At 62.5% G+C, this 15,895-nt stretch carries 8 protein-coding genes; 3 read left to right on the forward strand and 5 right to left on the reverse strand.

Features of this window, described 5'->3' with window-relative positions; all coding sequences use genetic code 11:
• The first annotated feature begins 36 nt into the window (after window positions 1-36).
• Window positions 37-1,143 carry a M24 family metallopeptidase gene (locus ACGYLX_RS00450; protein WP_394446708.1) on the forward strand — a complete coding sequence of 369 codons (1,107 nt, stop codon included), beginning with the start codon at window positions 37-39 and terminating at the stop codon, window positions 1,141-1,143.
• 84 nt (window positions 1,144-1,227) lie between these two features.
• Here ACGYLX_RS00450 and ACGYLX_RS00455 read toward each other — a convergent pair whose 3' ends face one another.
• From ACGYLX_RS00455 to ACGYLX_RS00475, 5 genes are all read right to left on the reverse strand, one after another.
• Complete coding sequence (locus tag ACGYLX_RS00455; protein ID WP_394446710.1) at window positions 1,228-1,956, reverse strand: hypothetical protein; 729 nt, start codon at window positions 1,954-1,956, stop codon at window positions 1,228-1,230.
• Window positions 1,957-2,181: 225 nt separating this feature from the next.
• A complete protein-coding gene (locus ACGYLX_RS00460; protein ID WP_394446712.1) occupies window positions 2,182-7,923 on the reverse strand; it encodes a hypothetical protein in 5,742 nt (1,913 codons plus the stop codon).
• Between the two features lie 118 nt (window positions 7,924-8,041).
• The gene (locus tag ACGYLX_RS00465) at window positions 8,042-10,675 is read right to left on the reverse strand and encodes a beta strand repeat-containing protein (protein WP_394446714.1); all 2,634 of its coding nucleotides are present in this window, start codon (window positions 10,673-10,675) and stop codon (window positions 8,042-8,044) included.
• Between the two features lie 58 nt (window positions 10,676-10,733).
• Window positions 10,734-11,246, reverse strand: a complete 513-nt coding sequence (locus ACGYLX_RS00470; RefSeq protein WP_394446716.1) for a hypothetical protein — start codon at window positions 11,244-11,246, stop codon at window positions 10,734-10,736.
• Between the two features lie 417 nt (window positions 11,247-11,663).
• On the reverse strand, window positions 11,664-12,284 hold the full coding sequence (locus ACGYLX_RS00475; RefSeq protein WP_067267389.1) for a response regulator transcription factor: 621 nt from the start codon (window positions 12,282-12,284) through the stop codon (window positions 11,664-11,666).
• A gap of 251 nt (window positions 12,285-12,535) precedes the next feature.
• Here ACGYLX_RS00475 and ACGYLX_RS00480 point away from each other — a divergent pair, with 251 nt between their 5' ends.
• Together ACGYLX_RS00480 and ACGYLX_RS00485 are read left to right on the forward strand one after the other, a co-directional pair.
• Entirely contained in the window at window positions 12,536-13,018 is a 483-nt protein-coding gene (locus ACGYLX_RS00480; RefSeq protein ID WP_394446718.1) for a molybdopterin-dependent oxidoreductase, read from the forward strand.
• A 78-nt stretch (window positions 13,019-13,096) separates the two neighbouring features.
• A complete protein-coding gene (locus ACGYLX_RS00485) occupies window positions 13,097-15,631 on the forward strand; it encodes an ATP-binding protein (protein WP_394446720.1) in 2,535 nt (844 codons plus the stop codon).
• Window positions 15,632-15,895 lie beyond the last annotated feature (264 nt).

Genomic DNA, 15,895 nt, shown 5'->3' on the forward strand with positions numbered 1-15,895 from the left:
TCCCAATACCCCTTTTGAATACCAAGGTCTTTGCCCATGTCCGCTTCCTCCCCCTTCGATACCCGCCTTGCCAATCTGCGCGCGCGCATGGCCGAGACGGGCACCGATCTTGTCGCCCTCGGCCCGTCGAGCCATATGGCGTGGCTATCTGGTGTGCATCCCCATGGCGACGAACGCCCGGTGATGCTCTTGGTCAGCGCCGATTACGCAGGGTTTCTGATGCCCGCCCTGAACGCCGCCGCCGCGCGCAAAGACACCGATCTGCCATTCCACGCATGGAGCGACGATCAGGGGCCGGAGGCCGCCTTGACCGAACTGCTTGACGCCTGCGGCGCTACGGCCCCCGGGCTCTCGGTGGTGCTGGATGAGACCATGCGCACCGATTTCGCCCTGCGGCTACTGGATGCGCTCGATCATCCGCGACGCCGCTTTACCGATGACACCGTCGGTCTGCTGCGCGCCAGCAAGGACAGCGAAGAATATGCCGCGATCAAAGCCGCGCATCTGTTGAACGACAGCGCCGTTCGGGCCGCTTTCGCCGCGCTGAAAGAAGGCATTACCGAGCGTGAGGTCGTGGCGCTGATTCAGGACCACTACAAAGCCAATGGCGCGCACCTTGAATTCTGCTCGGTCTGTTTCGGCGAATCCGGCGCTTTCCCGCATCACTACCCCGGCGATACGGCATTGGCCCAAGGCATGGCCGTGCTGATCGACACCGGCTGCCGGTTGAACGGCTACCCCTCCGACATGACCCGCAGCGGCTTTTTCGGCACGCCGGATGCCGAGTACGAAGCGGTTTTCGCCACGGTCGAACGCGCAGTACAGGCCGCGCTTGATGCTGCCCGCCCCGGCGTCGCGGCACGCGAGATTGACCGTGCCGCACGCGATGTGATCACGCAGGCGGGCTATGGCGCACACTTCCTGCACCGCACCGGCCATGGCCTTGGCATCGACATCCACGAGCCGCCCTATATCGCCGCGAACTCCGATGCGGTTCTGGCCGAAGGCAATGTCTTCTCAATCGAGCCGGGCATCTATTTGGAAGGCAAATTCGGCGTGCGTCTGGAAGAGATCGTGATCCTACGCGCCGATGGGCCTGAGATTTTCTCGGAAATGCCGCGCGAGATGCAGCGCCGCGGATAAAAAGGGTGGCCAAAGCGGCGAAAATACGCGCGCTTTGGCCTGGAGGGAGACGGAGAGAGAGAGAGAAGAGAGTGAGGCGCGCGGTCAGGAGGTGCCGCGTGCCGTGTTTTCAAAGATGCTTTTCATATGGCTGTCGAACTCGTTCCAAGTGATGACAGCCCGGTTGCCCGCATGGCCGTGATAATAGGACCGGCCCGTCGAAGTGGGCAGCCCGGCCCAGATGCGGGCGAGGTTTTCCATGAAACGATGGCGGCTGATCTTGCCTTTCATAAAGGGGGTGAATCCCGCATCTTCGAGCAATAGATCGGCCAGCAGGTCTTGAACCTGTGGGGTAAACCGGTCGCTTTGGCTTAGCCCCGCTTCGGCGACGAGCGTTTTCAAGGTGTTGGGGATGAACTGGTAGCGCCCGATGGCATGGGGCTGGCCGGGGGTGGCCTTGATCCAGCGATAGATTTCGCCGATGGTCATGCTTGTGGGGCGCTTGGGCGGCTTGACCCGTGCCCCATGTTGCACCGCGTCATAGCCTTTCGCGCCCGCCTCTGCCGAGGCGATGACATGACGCACCGCCGCCGATGGGCCGCCGCGCGGGGGCAGGGTCAGTTTGCGGGGGGCCTGAGCATGTTTGACAGGCGTCTGGATCATGGCCCGGTTGAGGTGGATCCGCGCATCCGAGGCGGAGGGCGACAGGGCGAAGTTCAGGCCGGTGACGGCGATCTTGCGGCTGTCGAAACGGGCGAAATCATTTGCATTTGCCGCGCCGGAGAGGGTGGCGGCGATCAGGCAAAAGGCGGTGCTGGCAGCGAGCTTTTTCATCGGAGTTTCCCATCGGGCTGGAGGTTTGCGTTGTCCCTGATCATGCGCCTCTAAAATCGATATTTCATTAATGCGGACAGCTAGTTAGCGTCTCGAAAGGATAGTCGGCCCGGCACTTGGAATAGGCCGGGTCGACTTTGGAGCGACGCCGCGCTCTGAAAGAAAAATGAGCCACGTTCCAGATGCGCTTGGAACGTGGCTCTCCCTCGGGGCTGAGTCTCCCGGTCAGCTTCCGAGGAACTGGTCGAACTGGGTCCAGAGTGAGTTGTCCAACAGCAGGTTGAACCGGAAATAGAACCCTTCGTCATAGAGGCTGCTTTGCCCTGCCACCCGGCCACGGGCCTTGTTGTAGCCGAGCGCCAGCAGGACCCCTTCGCGCGGGGTGAAGCCAAACTCGGCGCCGATCCCGTTGGAAGAATTGCCCTCGCTGTCCCACAGATGCGTGGCGTTGAGGCCGAGTTGGAAACGGTCGTCGCCAAATTCGTAGTTCAGACCGCCTTGGATCAACTGCGTGGTGGTGTTGGCCCGCGCGCCGGCATTGGTGCCGATCTTCTGGTACTGGCCGGCATATTTGCCGTTGATCCGCAGGTCGGCGTCGATCTCGTAATTCGCGTCAACCGACCACAGATGCGTTTCCGTGCTGGTGTGTTTTTCTTCCAGCCGGTGCTCGTACCAAGCCAGCACATCGAGGCGCGCGTTATCCTTGGGGCGATAGGCCGCGCCGATGCGGGTGCGCATGCGGCGGGAGTCTTCGCCCTCGCGGCGGTCGAGCGCGGCACGGCTGCGGGCCAGAACGGTCAGGTCAGGGGTGACATTGCCCGCGATGCCGAAGCTGGCGTAGTGGGTTTGGCCGCTTTCTTCCCAAGTGGTTTCCAGCTCGGCATCACCGACCCAGTCACCATCCGCCGATTCCCAGCTTGTGCCGATGGCGAAGGAGGTGAGCTCCCCGTCATTGGTCTCAAGGTTGCGCGAATGCTCAAGATCGGCGCGCAGATTGGTGCTTTCGTTGATGTCCCAATCGACCGACAGGCCCTGAACCATGGTGGTGTCGCTGGTGCCGCTGGCCTTGGTCATCTCGGTCCGGCCGGTGACCCATTCGTTCATTGTATAGGTGAAGCCATAGGCCGCGCGGGTGACCAGTGCGTCGCTGCCGAACTGAAGCTCGATCTCGTTATAGACGCGCCAGCCGTTCTTGGGCTCGTCGTAAAGGCCGAGGGTCAGTTCGGTGGGGGCGTCACCGCTGAGCGGGGCGCGCAGCTTGGCCTCGATCACGGTGCCGGGGCGGGCCGCTGGGGTCCAGTGTGCGCCGAGGATCAGGGCGGTGTCGGTCTCGCTGCCGCTGGCGGTGCGGTCCCGGCTGTACTCAAGGCCGATCTCGCCGCGCAGGGTCTTGCTCAGATGCCGGGAATAGATCGCGTCCACGGTCAGCCGCGTGCTGTCGTTGATCCGGTCGCGGGTGTATTCCGCGCCGAAGGCGATGTCGCTGCGCCGGTCGATCTCTTCGCCATAGCTCAGGCGGACCTGCGTGGTGCCGGGGCGGGCCAACCCGCCTTGAGCGTAGAAGTCGCGGCCCGTGTGGATCGCCTCGAAAGCGAAGTGGCGGGTTTCGGTCTTCAGCTCATAGGACAGGCGTGCAGCGTTGTCCTTGTCGCCCATGGCGTTCTCCGACCGGGCCACCTCGGCCTCCCACAGCCCGCCTTGGCGGTCTTCGTGCTGGAGGTAGGCAGAGTGCATCCGCTGGCGGGCCGCGTTGCCCAGGGGGGCGTCGGCATGGACCGCGCGGGCGCCGATCGAGGTCCGCTCGGACAGGGCATAGTTCACTTCACCACCGTAGAGCCAGTAGGCCTCGGCACCTTCGGCTTCGACCTCATAGGTCACGCGGATCGACACGGGGTTGCCGTCAAGGTCGAACTGGCGCACGGGGCTGTCGAAGGTGATGGTGTTGCGGAAGAAGTCGAGCAGGTAGTCGGTGCCGCGCAGCATGGGCGTGGCCGACAGGATATCGCCGCCGTCCTCGTCCCGCACGAGGATTTCCACCCGCTCGGACCCTTGGACATAGCCACTGAGATCAAGGTCATAGGGGCCCGAGACACCGCGCCCGCGGATTTCCTGAATCTGCTGCTCTTGCGCGGTCCGGGCTGCGAAGACGGTGACCGACACGCGGTCGTTCTCCCAGTGGCCCTTGGCGCCGGTGGCGACCCGTTGCAGGCCGCCCAGTTTCAGCGCGCTGGTCTCAGGCGCGATGGCGATATCGCCGTAGAGCACATAGGAGCGGCCTTTCTCTACCTTCACGAAGAGGTTGGACGAAGATTGCGCATCGGCCCCGCGTTCGGAATTGTCGCCGTAGACGGGGTAGTATTCCTCTCCCCGGATGTCGCGGAACAGGCTGTCTTCGGTGTCCCGGTCCGAGCTGTAGCGCAGGGTCAGCAGGGCGTCGCCACGGATCACCCCTTTGAGGTAAAGCTCACCCCGGATCCCGGTGGTGGTGTCCTCGAAGGCGCTGACGCGGTCTTCTTCGATAACATTGCCCGCATCGCCGCTCAGCGAAACCGCGCCTTCGATCACACCGACCAGCACACGTTCGTTCAGGTCGGGGGTGAAGGTCACCCGCGCCTCGGCCTCGCCAAAGGAGGAGCGCACGGTGATCAAGTCGGGGCCGGAGGCCTGCGGTGGGATCAGGTTGAAGGTCGCCTCGCCATTGTCGAGATAGGCCTGCACGCCGGGCGCGCTGCTGCGGATGTCGGTCACATCCCAAAGCGACCGGCGAGCGGCGAGGGTCACGGTGCCCGATGCGGGCACCGGGCGGCCCCCGGCGTCAAGTACGCGCACCACGACCGGCACCACTGAGGCGGGATTGGCCGAAGCGGTTTCCGGCATCAGGATCTCGATCCGGGCGGGTTTGCCGGGGGCGGTCAGGCGCAGCTCTTTGCGGACGCGTTCGATGCCGAAACCATCACGGCCCACCAGTGTCAGGACGTTCTCGCCCGAGGCCAGTTTCACGGCCACATATTCCAGCGCCTGCACATTGTTTTTCGCCAGATTGGTGCGTTCGCCCACCCGGTCGCCGCCCAGCTCGCGCCCGTTCACCAGAAGCGACAGCGTCAGATCGGCCTTGCCCTTGATCCGGATGTTCTGTGTGGCGCGGGTGACGGACGTGTCTTCGGCAAAGTCGACAAAGCCCGGCGCGCTATCGAGGTTCTGGATCATGCTGTCGAGCGATTGACGCTGGGCCGAGGCACGCGCCGCTTGCGCGACAGAGGAGGGTTCACGCCCGGCCTCTTCGCTTTGTGCCGCGATCATGCCGGGGGTCAGCTGAGTGGTGGTGGCGATGCCCGCCTCACCGCGCACGGAGCGGGTGCTGCTGCGCTGGCCGTCGATCGGCAGATCGGCTGAATTCATGCCGGGGGTCTGACGTTTGCCGGCGAAATGGTCGCGGCGTTTGCCGACTTCCTCAAGCGCTTCGGGGGTGCATTGGGCCACGGCGAAGTTCTCGGTCCGCAACTCGCCCTTCTTCAGCGGCACGATGCGCGAGCCACCCCGGCGCAGATCGTTGGTGCGGGTCACCTGCACCGCGGTTCCGGCGGGAAGGGTTTCGGGCTGCACGAGGAAGGCATGGGTCACCGGACGCATGCCGTTGAGCGAATAGGCGCCATTGATATCGGTCACCACGAAGAGCCCTTCCTGGGTCACGATGCGCACGCCGGGAATGCCGGGTTCATCCTCAACGCGGTCGCGCAGACCGTTGCCATTGCAATCCATGAAGACGGCGCCCAGCACGGTGCCCTGGCGGGCAAAGACACCGCCCGAATTGTCGAGCCGTACCATGGCGCGGGCGGTCTGCGACTGTTGCAGTACCCCGGTACCTGCTTGGCGGCCCGACAGGATTGCGGTGTTCTCGTTGCGGCCTTCGCGGGCGGCAGCAGAGAATTGCATCACATAGGACAGCTCATGGCTGGAAAGCGGCTCCAACATGCCCACGTCAAAGCGCAGGTCGCCGTTGCCGATCTCCTGCGGATCGCCCAGCAGCTCACCATTCAGGGTTACCGTGCCGGGCACGAGGTTCACGCCATAGGCAGGCCGGTCAAGGATTTCGCCACCGATCAGCGCTTGGTGCATGTTGTTGGTGAAGCTGAGCGTATAGGTGACGAATTCACCATGGCCCACGCGGTCAAGGTCGGCGGCTTTGTCCAGCGCCAGAGGCGTACCGTAATTCGGATCCACCGGAATGTCGGAGACGAACAATGCGCCGCCCGCGTGTCTGAACGCGCGGCCCCAACCGGCATCCATCACATTGCGGCCCATACCGGCATAGTCCAGACGCGCGGAGGGGAAGATCCATGCGGGCGCGTCCATCACCGCATAGCGGTAGTCGCCTTCGGGCATTTCGGTGAAGGTGAAAAAGCCGCGCTGGTCGGTCTGGGTGCGGGCCATTTCGTTGCCCGAACGGGCATCGACAAGCGCCACGGCGACGCCGTCAATCGGGGCGTTGGTGACGGAGTTGAACAGGAAGTTGCCGGGGTTGATCATCAGATCGTCCTCAAGCACCGCACTGTCGCAAGAGGCCGTCGCGATGAAGCTATCGCCAAAGTCAGTGGCCATGACCTGATCCCCGGCAACGGCGGGTGACATCTGCGCCATCGGCAGTGCGGGGGTGAGGAAGACACCGGTGTTGGCCCCGGTCTCGGTCGCGATGATGGTTTCCACATCGCCGGTCAGCATGCTGCGGATGGTCACCGCCGTGCTGTCGACTTCGGTGCTGATGTTGCAGGCGCCCGAGGTGAGGCGCAGGCGGGTGTCGCTGCCCGGCGTGCCATAGGGCTGGTCCGCGCCGGTCTCGGGGTGTTCAAAGACCAAGGTGCCGACCGTCTCTGTATCGCGGTCATAGACCACGGTGTTGGAGGCCAAGAGCAGGGTGCTTTCTTGGTTGTTGTAAAAGGCCGAGGCGGTATTCTGCACCTCTACCTTGCCCAGGTCGGCAGGCACCCGCACCGAAAAGCTGGGATCGGTCGCATGGCCGACGGCGTAGTCGCCCTCATGAAAGAAGGCCACCGCATCCACGTCATGGGAAAGCCCGGCGGGGGCGACGCTGACGTAGTGGTGGTCAGGCGCGCCGCGCATGTGAACCAGTGCGGTCATGGTGCCCGAATCCTGCACCGCGTGGAACACGGTGTTCAGCGGGATCGCATCGCGCAGCAAGACGCCGGTCCGGGGCGTGCCGTCGATCACGATCGGCTGGCCCTCAATCTCAGGGTAGCCAAAGGCGTCCCGCTCGGAGTCGTTCCGCAGCCGCAGGGTGTAGGTGATGAGCGCGCCCGCGTCACTCTCGGCGACGACCTGCTCTTTCGAGACTTCGAGCCCGCCTTCCTCGACCCGCGAGACGCCCATGGCGTCTTCGGTCAGGCTTTGGCCATCCTCGGTCACGGCAGATGCGGTCAGCATGCTGGCGAATTGGGTGCTGACGGGGGTCTCGGCTGAGATGCGGAATTCATAGATCAGCTGCATCCGCTCGCCCGCGGCGAGCATGAAGGGCGCGGACATGTCGAAGGCGCGGTCTTCGGTATCGATCAGGCCGTTGCCGTTCAGGTCAGGGAAAAGCGATTGGCGCGACATCATTCTGGCGCTGCCTTGCTCGCTGATGCTGACCGATGTGGAAAGCGACACGTTGCCGCTGTTGATGACGTCGAAATGGTAGCGGCCAAAGGCACCACGGGTCAGCAGAAGGTCGGAGTAGCCGGTCACTTCGAGCCCGGGAACCGCGGCGACTTCCGCCCGTACTGGGTTTGAGAAGACGCGTTCCATGATGCCAAGGGAGGTGTTGAAATAGCTGACTTCTGCCACGTTGCGGATGAAAGACCCACCGGGGGCCGGGGCGGCGGTGGCGGTCTGGGGCAGAAGGCTCAGGCCCAGTGCGGAGGCGCTGATCAGGGCCAGAGCCGGGCGGGCTTTAGACATAAGGAAACTGCGCATCAGCTTGCTCCTGTTGCGATCCCTGGGAAGGGCGTGAAAAATGGGGGAGACGGAAACGGGGAGAGGGGGGGCGCCCCCGGGAGAGCATCGCTCAGCCCGGGGGCGCCCGAGAGGTCGCTTAGTCGTCGACCCGCACGGTGAACTCTACCCGGGCGAAGCCGCCGGGAAGGATGCTGCCATGCGTGCTCGATACGTTGGTCGAGGTGACGGTGGCCGTGCTGGTGCCTGGGAACAGGCTTTCAGGGCAGGCGCCGCCACAGTCCGTGATCGCGGTATAGGCCGGGGCCGCGTCCGTGATGATCACGTTGTCCGCCGCAGAGGCACCTGTGTTCTCGGCTTCGACCATGTAGCGGATGCACTGGCCGGGCTCGACATCAAGACGTGTCTTGGTGAAGGTGCCCACGGTGCCATCGCAGCTCGCGTCGATGTACTGATACTTGCTCAGTGTGACATCGCCCGAGATGATGACCACGCGGTCTTCGACGGCGTTGTTGGTCTGGTCGATATCGGTCCCGACACCGTTCAACGTGTTGTCGATGGTGATGGTGCCGACTTCGGACACACCTTGGGTGGCTGTCGAAGGCGTCTGCACACGGTAGATCAGCGAGATGCTGTCGCCCGGGGCAAGTCCGTTCACACCCGGCGAGACACCGTCGGTCAGGTCATTGAAGTTGTCGATCACCGGTTCGGACGGATCGATCACACCGTCGCCGTTCTGATCCCAGAAGATCGCGCCGGAGAAGTTGGTCAGACCCGATTGCGTGATCGACGCTTCGGTGATGGCCACGTTCCCTTCGTTCGAGATGGTGTGGAGGATGTCCACGATACCACCCGGCGAAGCCTGCGCGCTTTGGTCTTCGATGATCTTCACGTCATAGATTTCGTTGACCGTAACTTGGTTGACGATCCGGTCACCTTGACCCGAGACGGAAGAGACGACCGCGACGTCGACCAGCGTGTCACCCGGCAGAGCGCCATCGGCTGGCGTGATCACGGCGCGGATGGCCTGCGATGCGCCTGCGGGGATGGTGCCGGTGTTCGACACGATCGAGCCGTCGGGCAGTTGGAACTCAACCGTCCAGCCTGCGGGCAGGGCTTGATCCAGCGACAGGTTGAAGCTGTCCGAGGTGGGGCCGTTGTTTTCGACCAGCATCTCGAAGACAACCGGTGCGCCCGGGTCTGTCGACTGGGTGACCCATGGGTTGCCACCATTCGTCGGTGCCGCGCCATCGCCTTCGGAGCCGACCACGGCGTTCTCAAGATCGACCGAAGCCGCAAGAACCGCGCCGGTGAATTCGGCAGTCGACACATCGCTGACGCCGGAGTTGTCCGAGGTCGTTGTGATGACGGCGGTGTAGTTGGTGGTGGCGGTCGGTGCGACATCGGTTGGCAATGTGGCGATCAAGGTCACCTTGGCGCTGTCACCGATACCCAAGGGTCCGACAGAGCCGACCACCGGTGTGATACCGTCGGCGCCGACAAAGCGGAAGGTGGTGCCAGCCGGGAAGTCGCCATTGGTCACGTCGAGGGTCAGGCTGTCCGGGCTGTTGGAGAGGTTGGTCAGCACGAATTCCTGACGGATTGTGCCGCCCTGATAGACATCGCCGGATTCCGTGACGACATCGTTGTTGGCCGCGTCATCGTCGGTGGCCGAGGCAATCGCCGGGTTGGCCGTGCCGTTGGAGTTGATCGCCGTATCAGCAACCGCAACCGCATATTGGTTGTCCACGGTGACAGAGGCGGTGTTCGATGGCGGGAAGGCCACGCCGTCAACGTCCTGGGTCGCCACGTTGGTAATGATGCCCGCGTTGGCGGTATCCGCGATCACGGCACGGAAGGTCACCTCACCCGAGCGGCCAGAACCGACAGAGGAAATCAGGAAGTTGACGTTCTGCGCGTCGTCATAGTCCCAAGCGATGGTCTCGCCAGAGCCGTTTGTCGTGTCGACCACGGTGGAGCCGTTGTTATCGTCCAGCGGTGTGGCGGAGTCAGACCAACGGGCCGAGCCGGGCACATAGGTCAGGCGGCCATCAAGCACGTCCTGCACAGAGTAGTTGTTGGCCGCGGCCAGACCGGTGCTGGAGTAGGTCAGCGTGATCGTTACCGTATCGCCTGCGTCGATGATATTGGGGTTGCCCCCCGAAGCCGGGTCCGCGGTCATCGATTTGACCAACTCGACAATCGCGTCGTTGGAGATTGTCAGCGTGTCTGTGTTGGTGCTCAGTACCGTGCCGTCGAGCGTGGAGGCTGCCGTGATGGTGATCGTGTCGGAACCGGTCGCGGTGGAGGCGACAGAGGCTTCGATCACGATGCCGAACTGTTCACCAGGGGCGAGGGTAGGGGTCTCGGTCAGCGGTGTGGCGCTGTCGGCCACGCCGTCCATGTTGGCGTCGGGGTAGAAGACCAACTGCGAAGTATCGAGCGTGCCGCTGTCGGTTTCCACTGCGGTCAGCGCAAAGGCGTCCGGGCCGTTACCATCGTTGGTGATGATGTGCGGGAGGAAGGCTTTACCGCCGGGGGCGATGGTTTCGGTGTTGTCGGATGTCAGGGTGACGCCAGCGACCTGCTGAACGACTGTCTCAACGGTGTTGGAAGTCACAGTGACCGTGTCGCCCGCAGCGTTGGTATAGGTTGCTACGGCTTGGTTGCCGATGACAGAGCCCGCTTCGGGTGCCGCAAAAGCGACGGTGCCGATCACGGCGGTCAGAGCAACGGCGCTTACGGAGCGCAGGAAGGTTGTTTGGTGTTTCACGTTAATATTCCCTAGTTCTATAGTAGTTGGAGAGAGTGTGGAGAGAGAGGCGCCGGGATTAGTTCAGGCGCACGCGGTAGCTGTTGAAGGCGGAATCGCCTGCTTCGAGCGGTTCGGAGAGGGTCCCGCGCACGGCGGCGACGGCCTCTTCAGGGAGCGGCTCTTCGGTCATGTTGCCATCGGCATCGACGACCTTGCGGATGGCGGGAACAGTGGACCATTCCAGCCCTTCCTGTTCGGGGTCCATCTCGGCCTGGACTTCAAAGACCGCGGCGACAGAGGTCACTTCGGCACCCAATGTGATAGAGACGCCCTCGGGGACCGGCGCGGCGATGACGAGACCTTCCATGGCGCCGTCGGTCATGTTCTGGTGACGCAGCTCATAAGAGATGACCTCGCCCGGGCGGACCGTCTGACGCTCAACGAGGACTTCTTCGCCCTCGGCATTGGTTTCCACCACGCGGAAGGAGAATTCGCTCGTGAGCGCGTCGGCGGCAGCCGCGAAACCCGCGAGCGACAAAGCCGTGCTCGCGATGAGTGTCTTGGACAATTGGGAGATATGGATACGCATCTAGTAGTTCCCTTGTTGGCCGGTGAAGAGCCGGCGATTGCAATGAACGGACACGCTCATTGCGTTGTCCTGTTCTCATCTTCGGGGAACCGGATACCGATATCATCTGAGCGAACGGTTAACTCGCTGAGCCTGTGGTCAGGCGCTTAGCCGAAAGGATAGGTGACCCTATCAGGTCGCGCCGCGGCCTATCATTTGGCGCGGAAATCGGGCCGGGCGCGGGCTCCGCAGATGGTTAATTTTGCTGGGAAAAATGGGGCTTCCGAATCTTTGATTCGTCGCGGGCCGCTATAGGCCGAACGCAAAAACGCCCGCACGAGGCGGGCGATTATGGTTTACGCTCAGGGGGAAATCGGGGGCGCTACAGCGCACGCGCTGGGCCGATGCCGGGGATGGTTCAGGGGTGTGAAACGGGCCTCAAACGAAGCCCGCGTCGCGCGCAATGATCGCCGCATCGGTACGATTCTTTGCGTCCAGTTTTCGGCAAAGTGTTTTGACATGCAGTTTGATCGTCACTTCCTGCAGATCGAGGTCGCGGGCGATCTCTTTGTTGGACTGCGCGTTCATCAATCCGCGCAGCACCTGGCGCTCCCGCTCGGACAGGGATTTCTCGAAATCCGTCTCTTCGGGATTGTCCTTGCCCGACATGAAGGTGACCGGGGCATAGGTCTCTCCCGCCGCCATGAAACGCACCGCGTTGACCAGTGACTTGGCGGGCAGCGTCTTGGGCAGAAAGCCGATCGCCCCCATTTCGAGCGCCTGTTCGGCAATGAGCCGAGTGGCGGTGCCGGAGATCAGCCCGACCGGGCGACCCTCATTGATATCAAGAACGGTTTGCAGACCCTGCAAGCCCTTCATGCCGGGCATTGTATAATCCAGCAGCACCAGATCGTAGGGCGGCTCTGATTTGATCTTGTCCAGCGCTCCGGCCAGATCGCTCGCCGCTTCGGTGACGGTGGCCCCATCCGCATCAAGAAACATGGCGATGGTCTCTCGGACCATGTCGTGATCATCGGCAATTAAAATACGCAAAGACATAATAGATCTCCTGAAGCCAAAATGGCCGGCGTTCTCTAATTGGTAGAGTGTGCCCGTTTCAAAAGAAAGATGAAAGCCCAAGGGGAAAGGGGGGCAAAGGCATGCGCCGCTATCCTTTGGTATGGCAATGCGGGCCGCGCGGGGACAGGCGCACCTATCCTTTGGTATAGGGGGGATGCGCTTCTGCGCCTTCGCGCCTGTCATTCGGGCAGGGTATGGTCAGGTCACAACGCCAGATAAGGAAATTTGACATGACCTTTCAGTACCTCAGCATGACCATCACCGCGGCCGCCCTTTCTCTGGGCCTTGCGTCGGCGGTTGCCGCCCAAGACGAAGAGGCCGTGCTCGAAGTGACGCTGGCCGAGGAAACCCATAGCTTCACCCTCTCAGATCTCAAATCAATGCCTGTCTCTAGCTTTGAGACAACGACGATCTGGACCGATGGCACGCAGGCATTCGAAGGTGTGTCGTTGAAAGACCTCTTTGAGACGCTGAACGTCGAAGAAGGCACCATCACCGCGACGGCGATCAATGACTATGCGGTGGAAATCCCCATGTCTGACGCCGTCGAAGACGGGCCGATCATCGCCTACCATACCAATGGCGAGGAGATGTCGCGCCGGGACAAGGGGCCGCTTTGGGTGGTCTACCCCTATGACAGCGACATCGCCTATCAGACGGAACTGGTCTACAGCCGGTCGATCTGGCAGCTTGACCGAATTAGTGTCGAGTAACTGACAATGGCGCAGAGGGCTTGGATGAACGACGCAGGAAAATTCGGGCCCGCGCGCGCAAGAAGCCGACAGGTCCTGATGCTTATCCTCGTGCTGGGGATGAGCATCGCCGCCTATCTGGCCTATAACGTCTGGGACCGGATTCAGGCGCTCGACAGTGCGCAGCAAGACCACGCTGAATGGGTCTTTACGCAGATCGAGATCGAATTCCTCAAGACCGACCGCGCCTTGGCGCAGGCGAAATCCGCCACGCCCGAAGCGTTGGACGAGTTCCGCAAAAGGTTCGACATCTTCTATAGCCGCGTTCTGTTGGCCGAACGGGTGCGCAACAACGCAAAGGCCAAACCGAAGATTCGTGAGTTACGGGCCCTGCTGGACGGGTTCCTGCCTGCGATTGATGGGTCCGACGCCGAACTGATCGCGGCATTGGACGATATCGACGCCATGTTGCGCAGCATCGAAGACGTGCCCCGCGAGATTGCCCTCGCCTCCATCGCCATTGCCAGCGAGCTGTCCCAAAACGAACGCCATGAGATCGTGCGGCTGATCGAGGTGATGGCGGCGATCGTCTTGATCGTCACCCTTGCCTTGGTCGGGGCGGTCTACCGCCTCTCGCGGCAGGCCAGCCGGTTGAACCGCACATCGCAACTGGTCGAAGAAAACCACCTGCGCCTTGCGACCACCCTTCAGGCATCGCTCGACGCGATCGTCGTCATCAATGAGCGGGGGGAGATCGAAGATTTCAACGGTTCCGCCGAAGAGATCTTTGGCATCACCCATGAGGCGGCGAAGGGCAGGGACTATATCAGCCTGTTGATCCCCCCGGCTGACCGTACGATGCACCGCGAGCGGCTTGAAAGGTTCCGCATCACTGGCAAGACCGAAGTCGCCGACAAGGGCCGCCGCGAGTTTGAGATGATCGACCACGCCGGGCGCATTTTCCCGGTTGAGATGTCCGTGTCGCAATCGCCCATGGGGCAGGGGTCGCTCTTTATCGCCTATATTCGGGACATCACCGAAAAGCGCCTCCGCGAGGCCGAGATCATCGCCGCGCGGGATGAAGCGCTTGATGCCTATCAGGAAAAGTCGCGTTTCTTCGCCATGATGAGCCACGAAATGCGCACGCCGCTCAATGGTGTGATCTCGGCCCTGCAACTACTGCAAGATGACCGGCTTGATGATGAGCAAAAGCGCTATCTCGATGCGGCGATGACCTCGGGCGAGATTTTGTTGGGCCATATCAATGACGTGCTGGCCATTGAACGCAGTGAGGCGGGAACCTATGAACAGGTGCGTCAGACCTGTGACATGACCGTGCTGATGGCGGGAATCATCAACACGATGGACCCTCTGGCCGAGGCCGGGGGCACCCGGCTGCATCTTGATCTGACACAGCTAGACGACAAGGCCATCGTCACGGACCCGCGGGCGATCCAGCAAATTTTGGTCAACCTTTTAAGCAACGCGATCAAGTTCAGCCCCGGCGGCGATGTGACCCTGCGCGGTTGGTTCGCCAAACCCGCGGGCGAGGGGGAAGCGTTCCACCTGCAGGTCGAAGATGACGGCTCCGGCATTCCGGCGGGGGATATCGACCGTATTTTCGAAGATTTCGTCTCGCTCGACAGCCGCTATGAGCGCCGCACTGGGGGCACCGGTCTGGGGCTCGGGATCGTGCGCCGGCTGGTCAAACGTCTGGGGGGTGAGATCACCTGCGAGTCGACCGTAGGCGAGGGGACATGTTTCACCCTGCGCCTGCCGGTAGAGCTTGCCGATTTGGCCGAGATCGACAGCGATGCGGCCCCCAACCCGCAAAAGCGCGCCGAACCCGCGGCGGCCCAGCGGCTCAACCTTCTGCTGGTGGACGACAATGAGATCAACCGCGAGCTGATCAAGGCGATGCTTGAGAAGATTGGCCATGACGTCACCCTCGCCACCGGCGGGCGCGAGGCGATCGAACTGGCCGAAGACGCGCCTTTCGATGCGATCCTGATGGATATCTCCATGCCCGAGGTGAACGGCATTCAGGCGACCAAGGCGATTCTTTCCGGCGAGGGCCCCAACCGCGAAACGCCGATCATCGCCGTGACCGCCCATGCGATGCCGAAAGAACGGGCGGAGTTCAGCGCCGTCGGGATGTCGGGGTTCATGCAAAAGCCGTTGGATATGAAGGTACTGCGCGCCAAGCTGCGCGAACTTTCGGGGCGCGCGGTAATGCCCGAACAGGCTCTGCCCGAGCGTTTGGCCAGCGCCCAGTCATCGGTACAGGCGAAATCCGCGAAACGGCCCCTGTTGAAGGAACAACAAATCGCAGATCTGCTTGACCTGCTGGGCGCGGAGAAACTGCGCGAGCGGGTGGAAAAGCTCGACCAACAAGTCGCGACCGATCTGCCCGACCTGATGGCAGCCGATGCTCTGCCTGACCTACAGGCCCGCGCCCATGCCATGGCCGGGATGTGCGGCATGCTCGGCGCCGACCGGCTGCACGGGCTGCTCAAAGAGATCGAGACCGCCTGCAAGACCGACAAGGACGAAGAGGCCCGCGCGCTGGCTGAGGCTTTGCCCGCCACCTGCGACGCGACGCTGGCGGCGATGAAGGCGCAGCTTGACCTCTGACAAATCTGCTTGGGCGGGGCGGCGGAAACCTATCCTTAAGACTAGTCCGATTATACCCCCGCCCAGATGCAACGATGCGAGGCGCGACCTATAGTTAGTTATGCCCGCCGATAGACGGGTCTGCACGAAGGCGTCATTGACCAGACCAATGACCGCGTCCCAAGCTGGCAACCGGTTCATTTCGACCGTTTCGCCTGAAAATATGCTTCACAACGCGGGCCTTCTCGGGAGCTGCTGCCCGTTCCCCTACCCCAGGGAGCGGCT

This window comes from Sulfitobacter sp. 1A13496 (genome assembly GCF_043557225.1).
Lineage (GTDB): Bacteria > Pseudomonadota > Alphaproteobacteria > Rhodobacterales > Rhodobacteraceae > Sulfitobacter > Sulfitobacter faviae.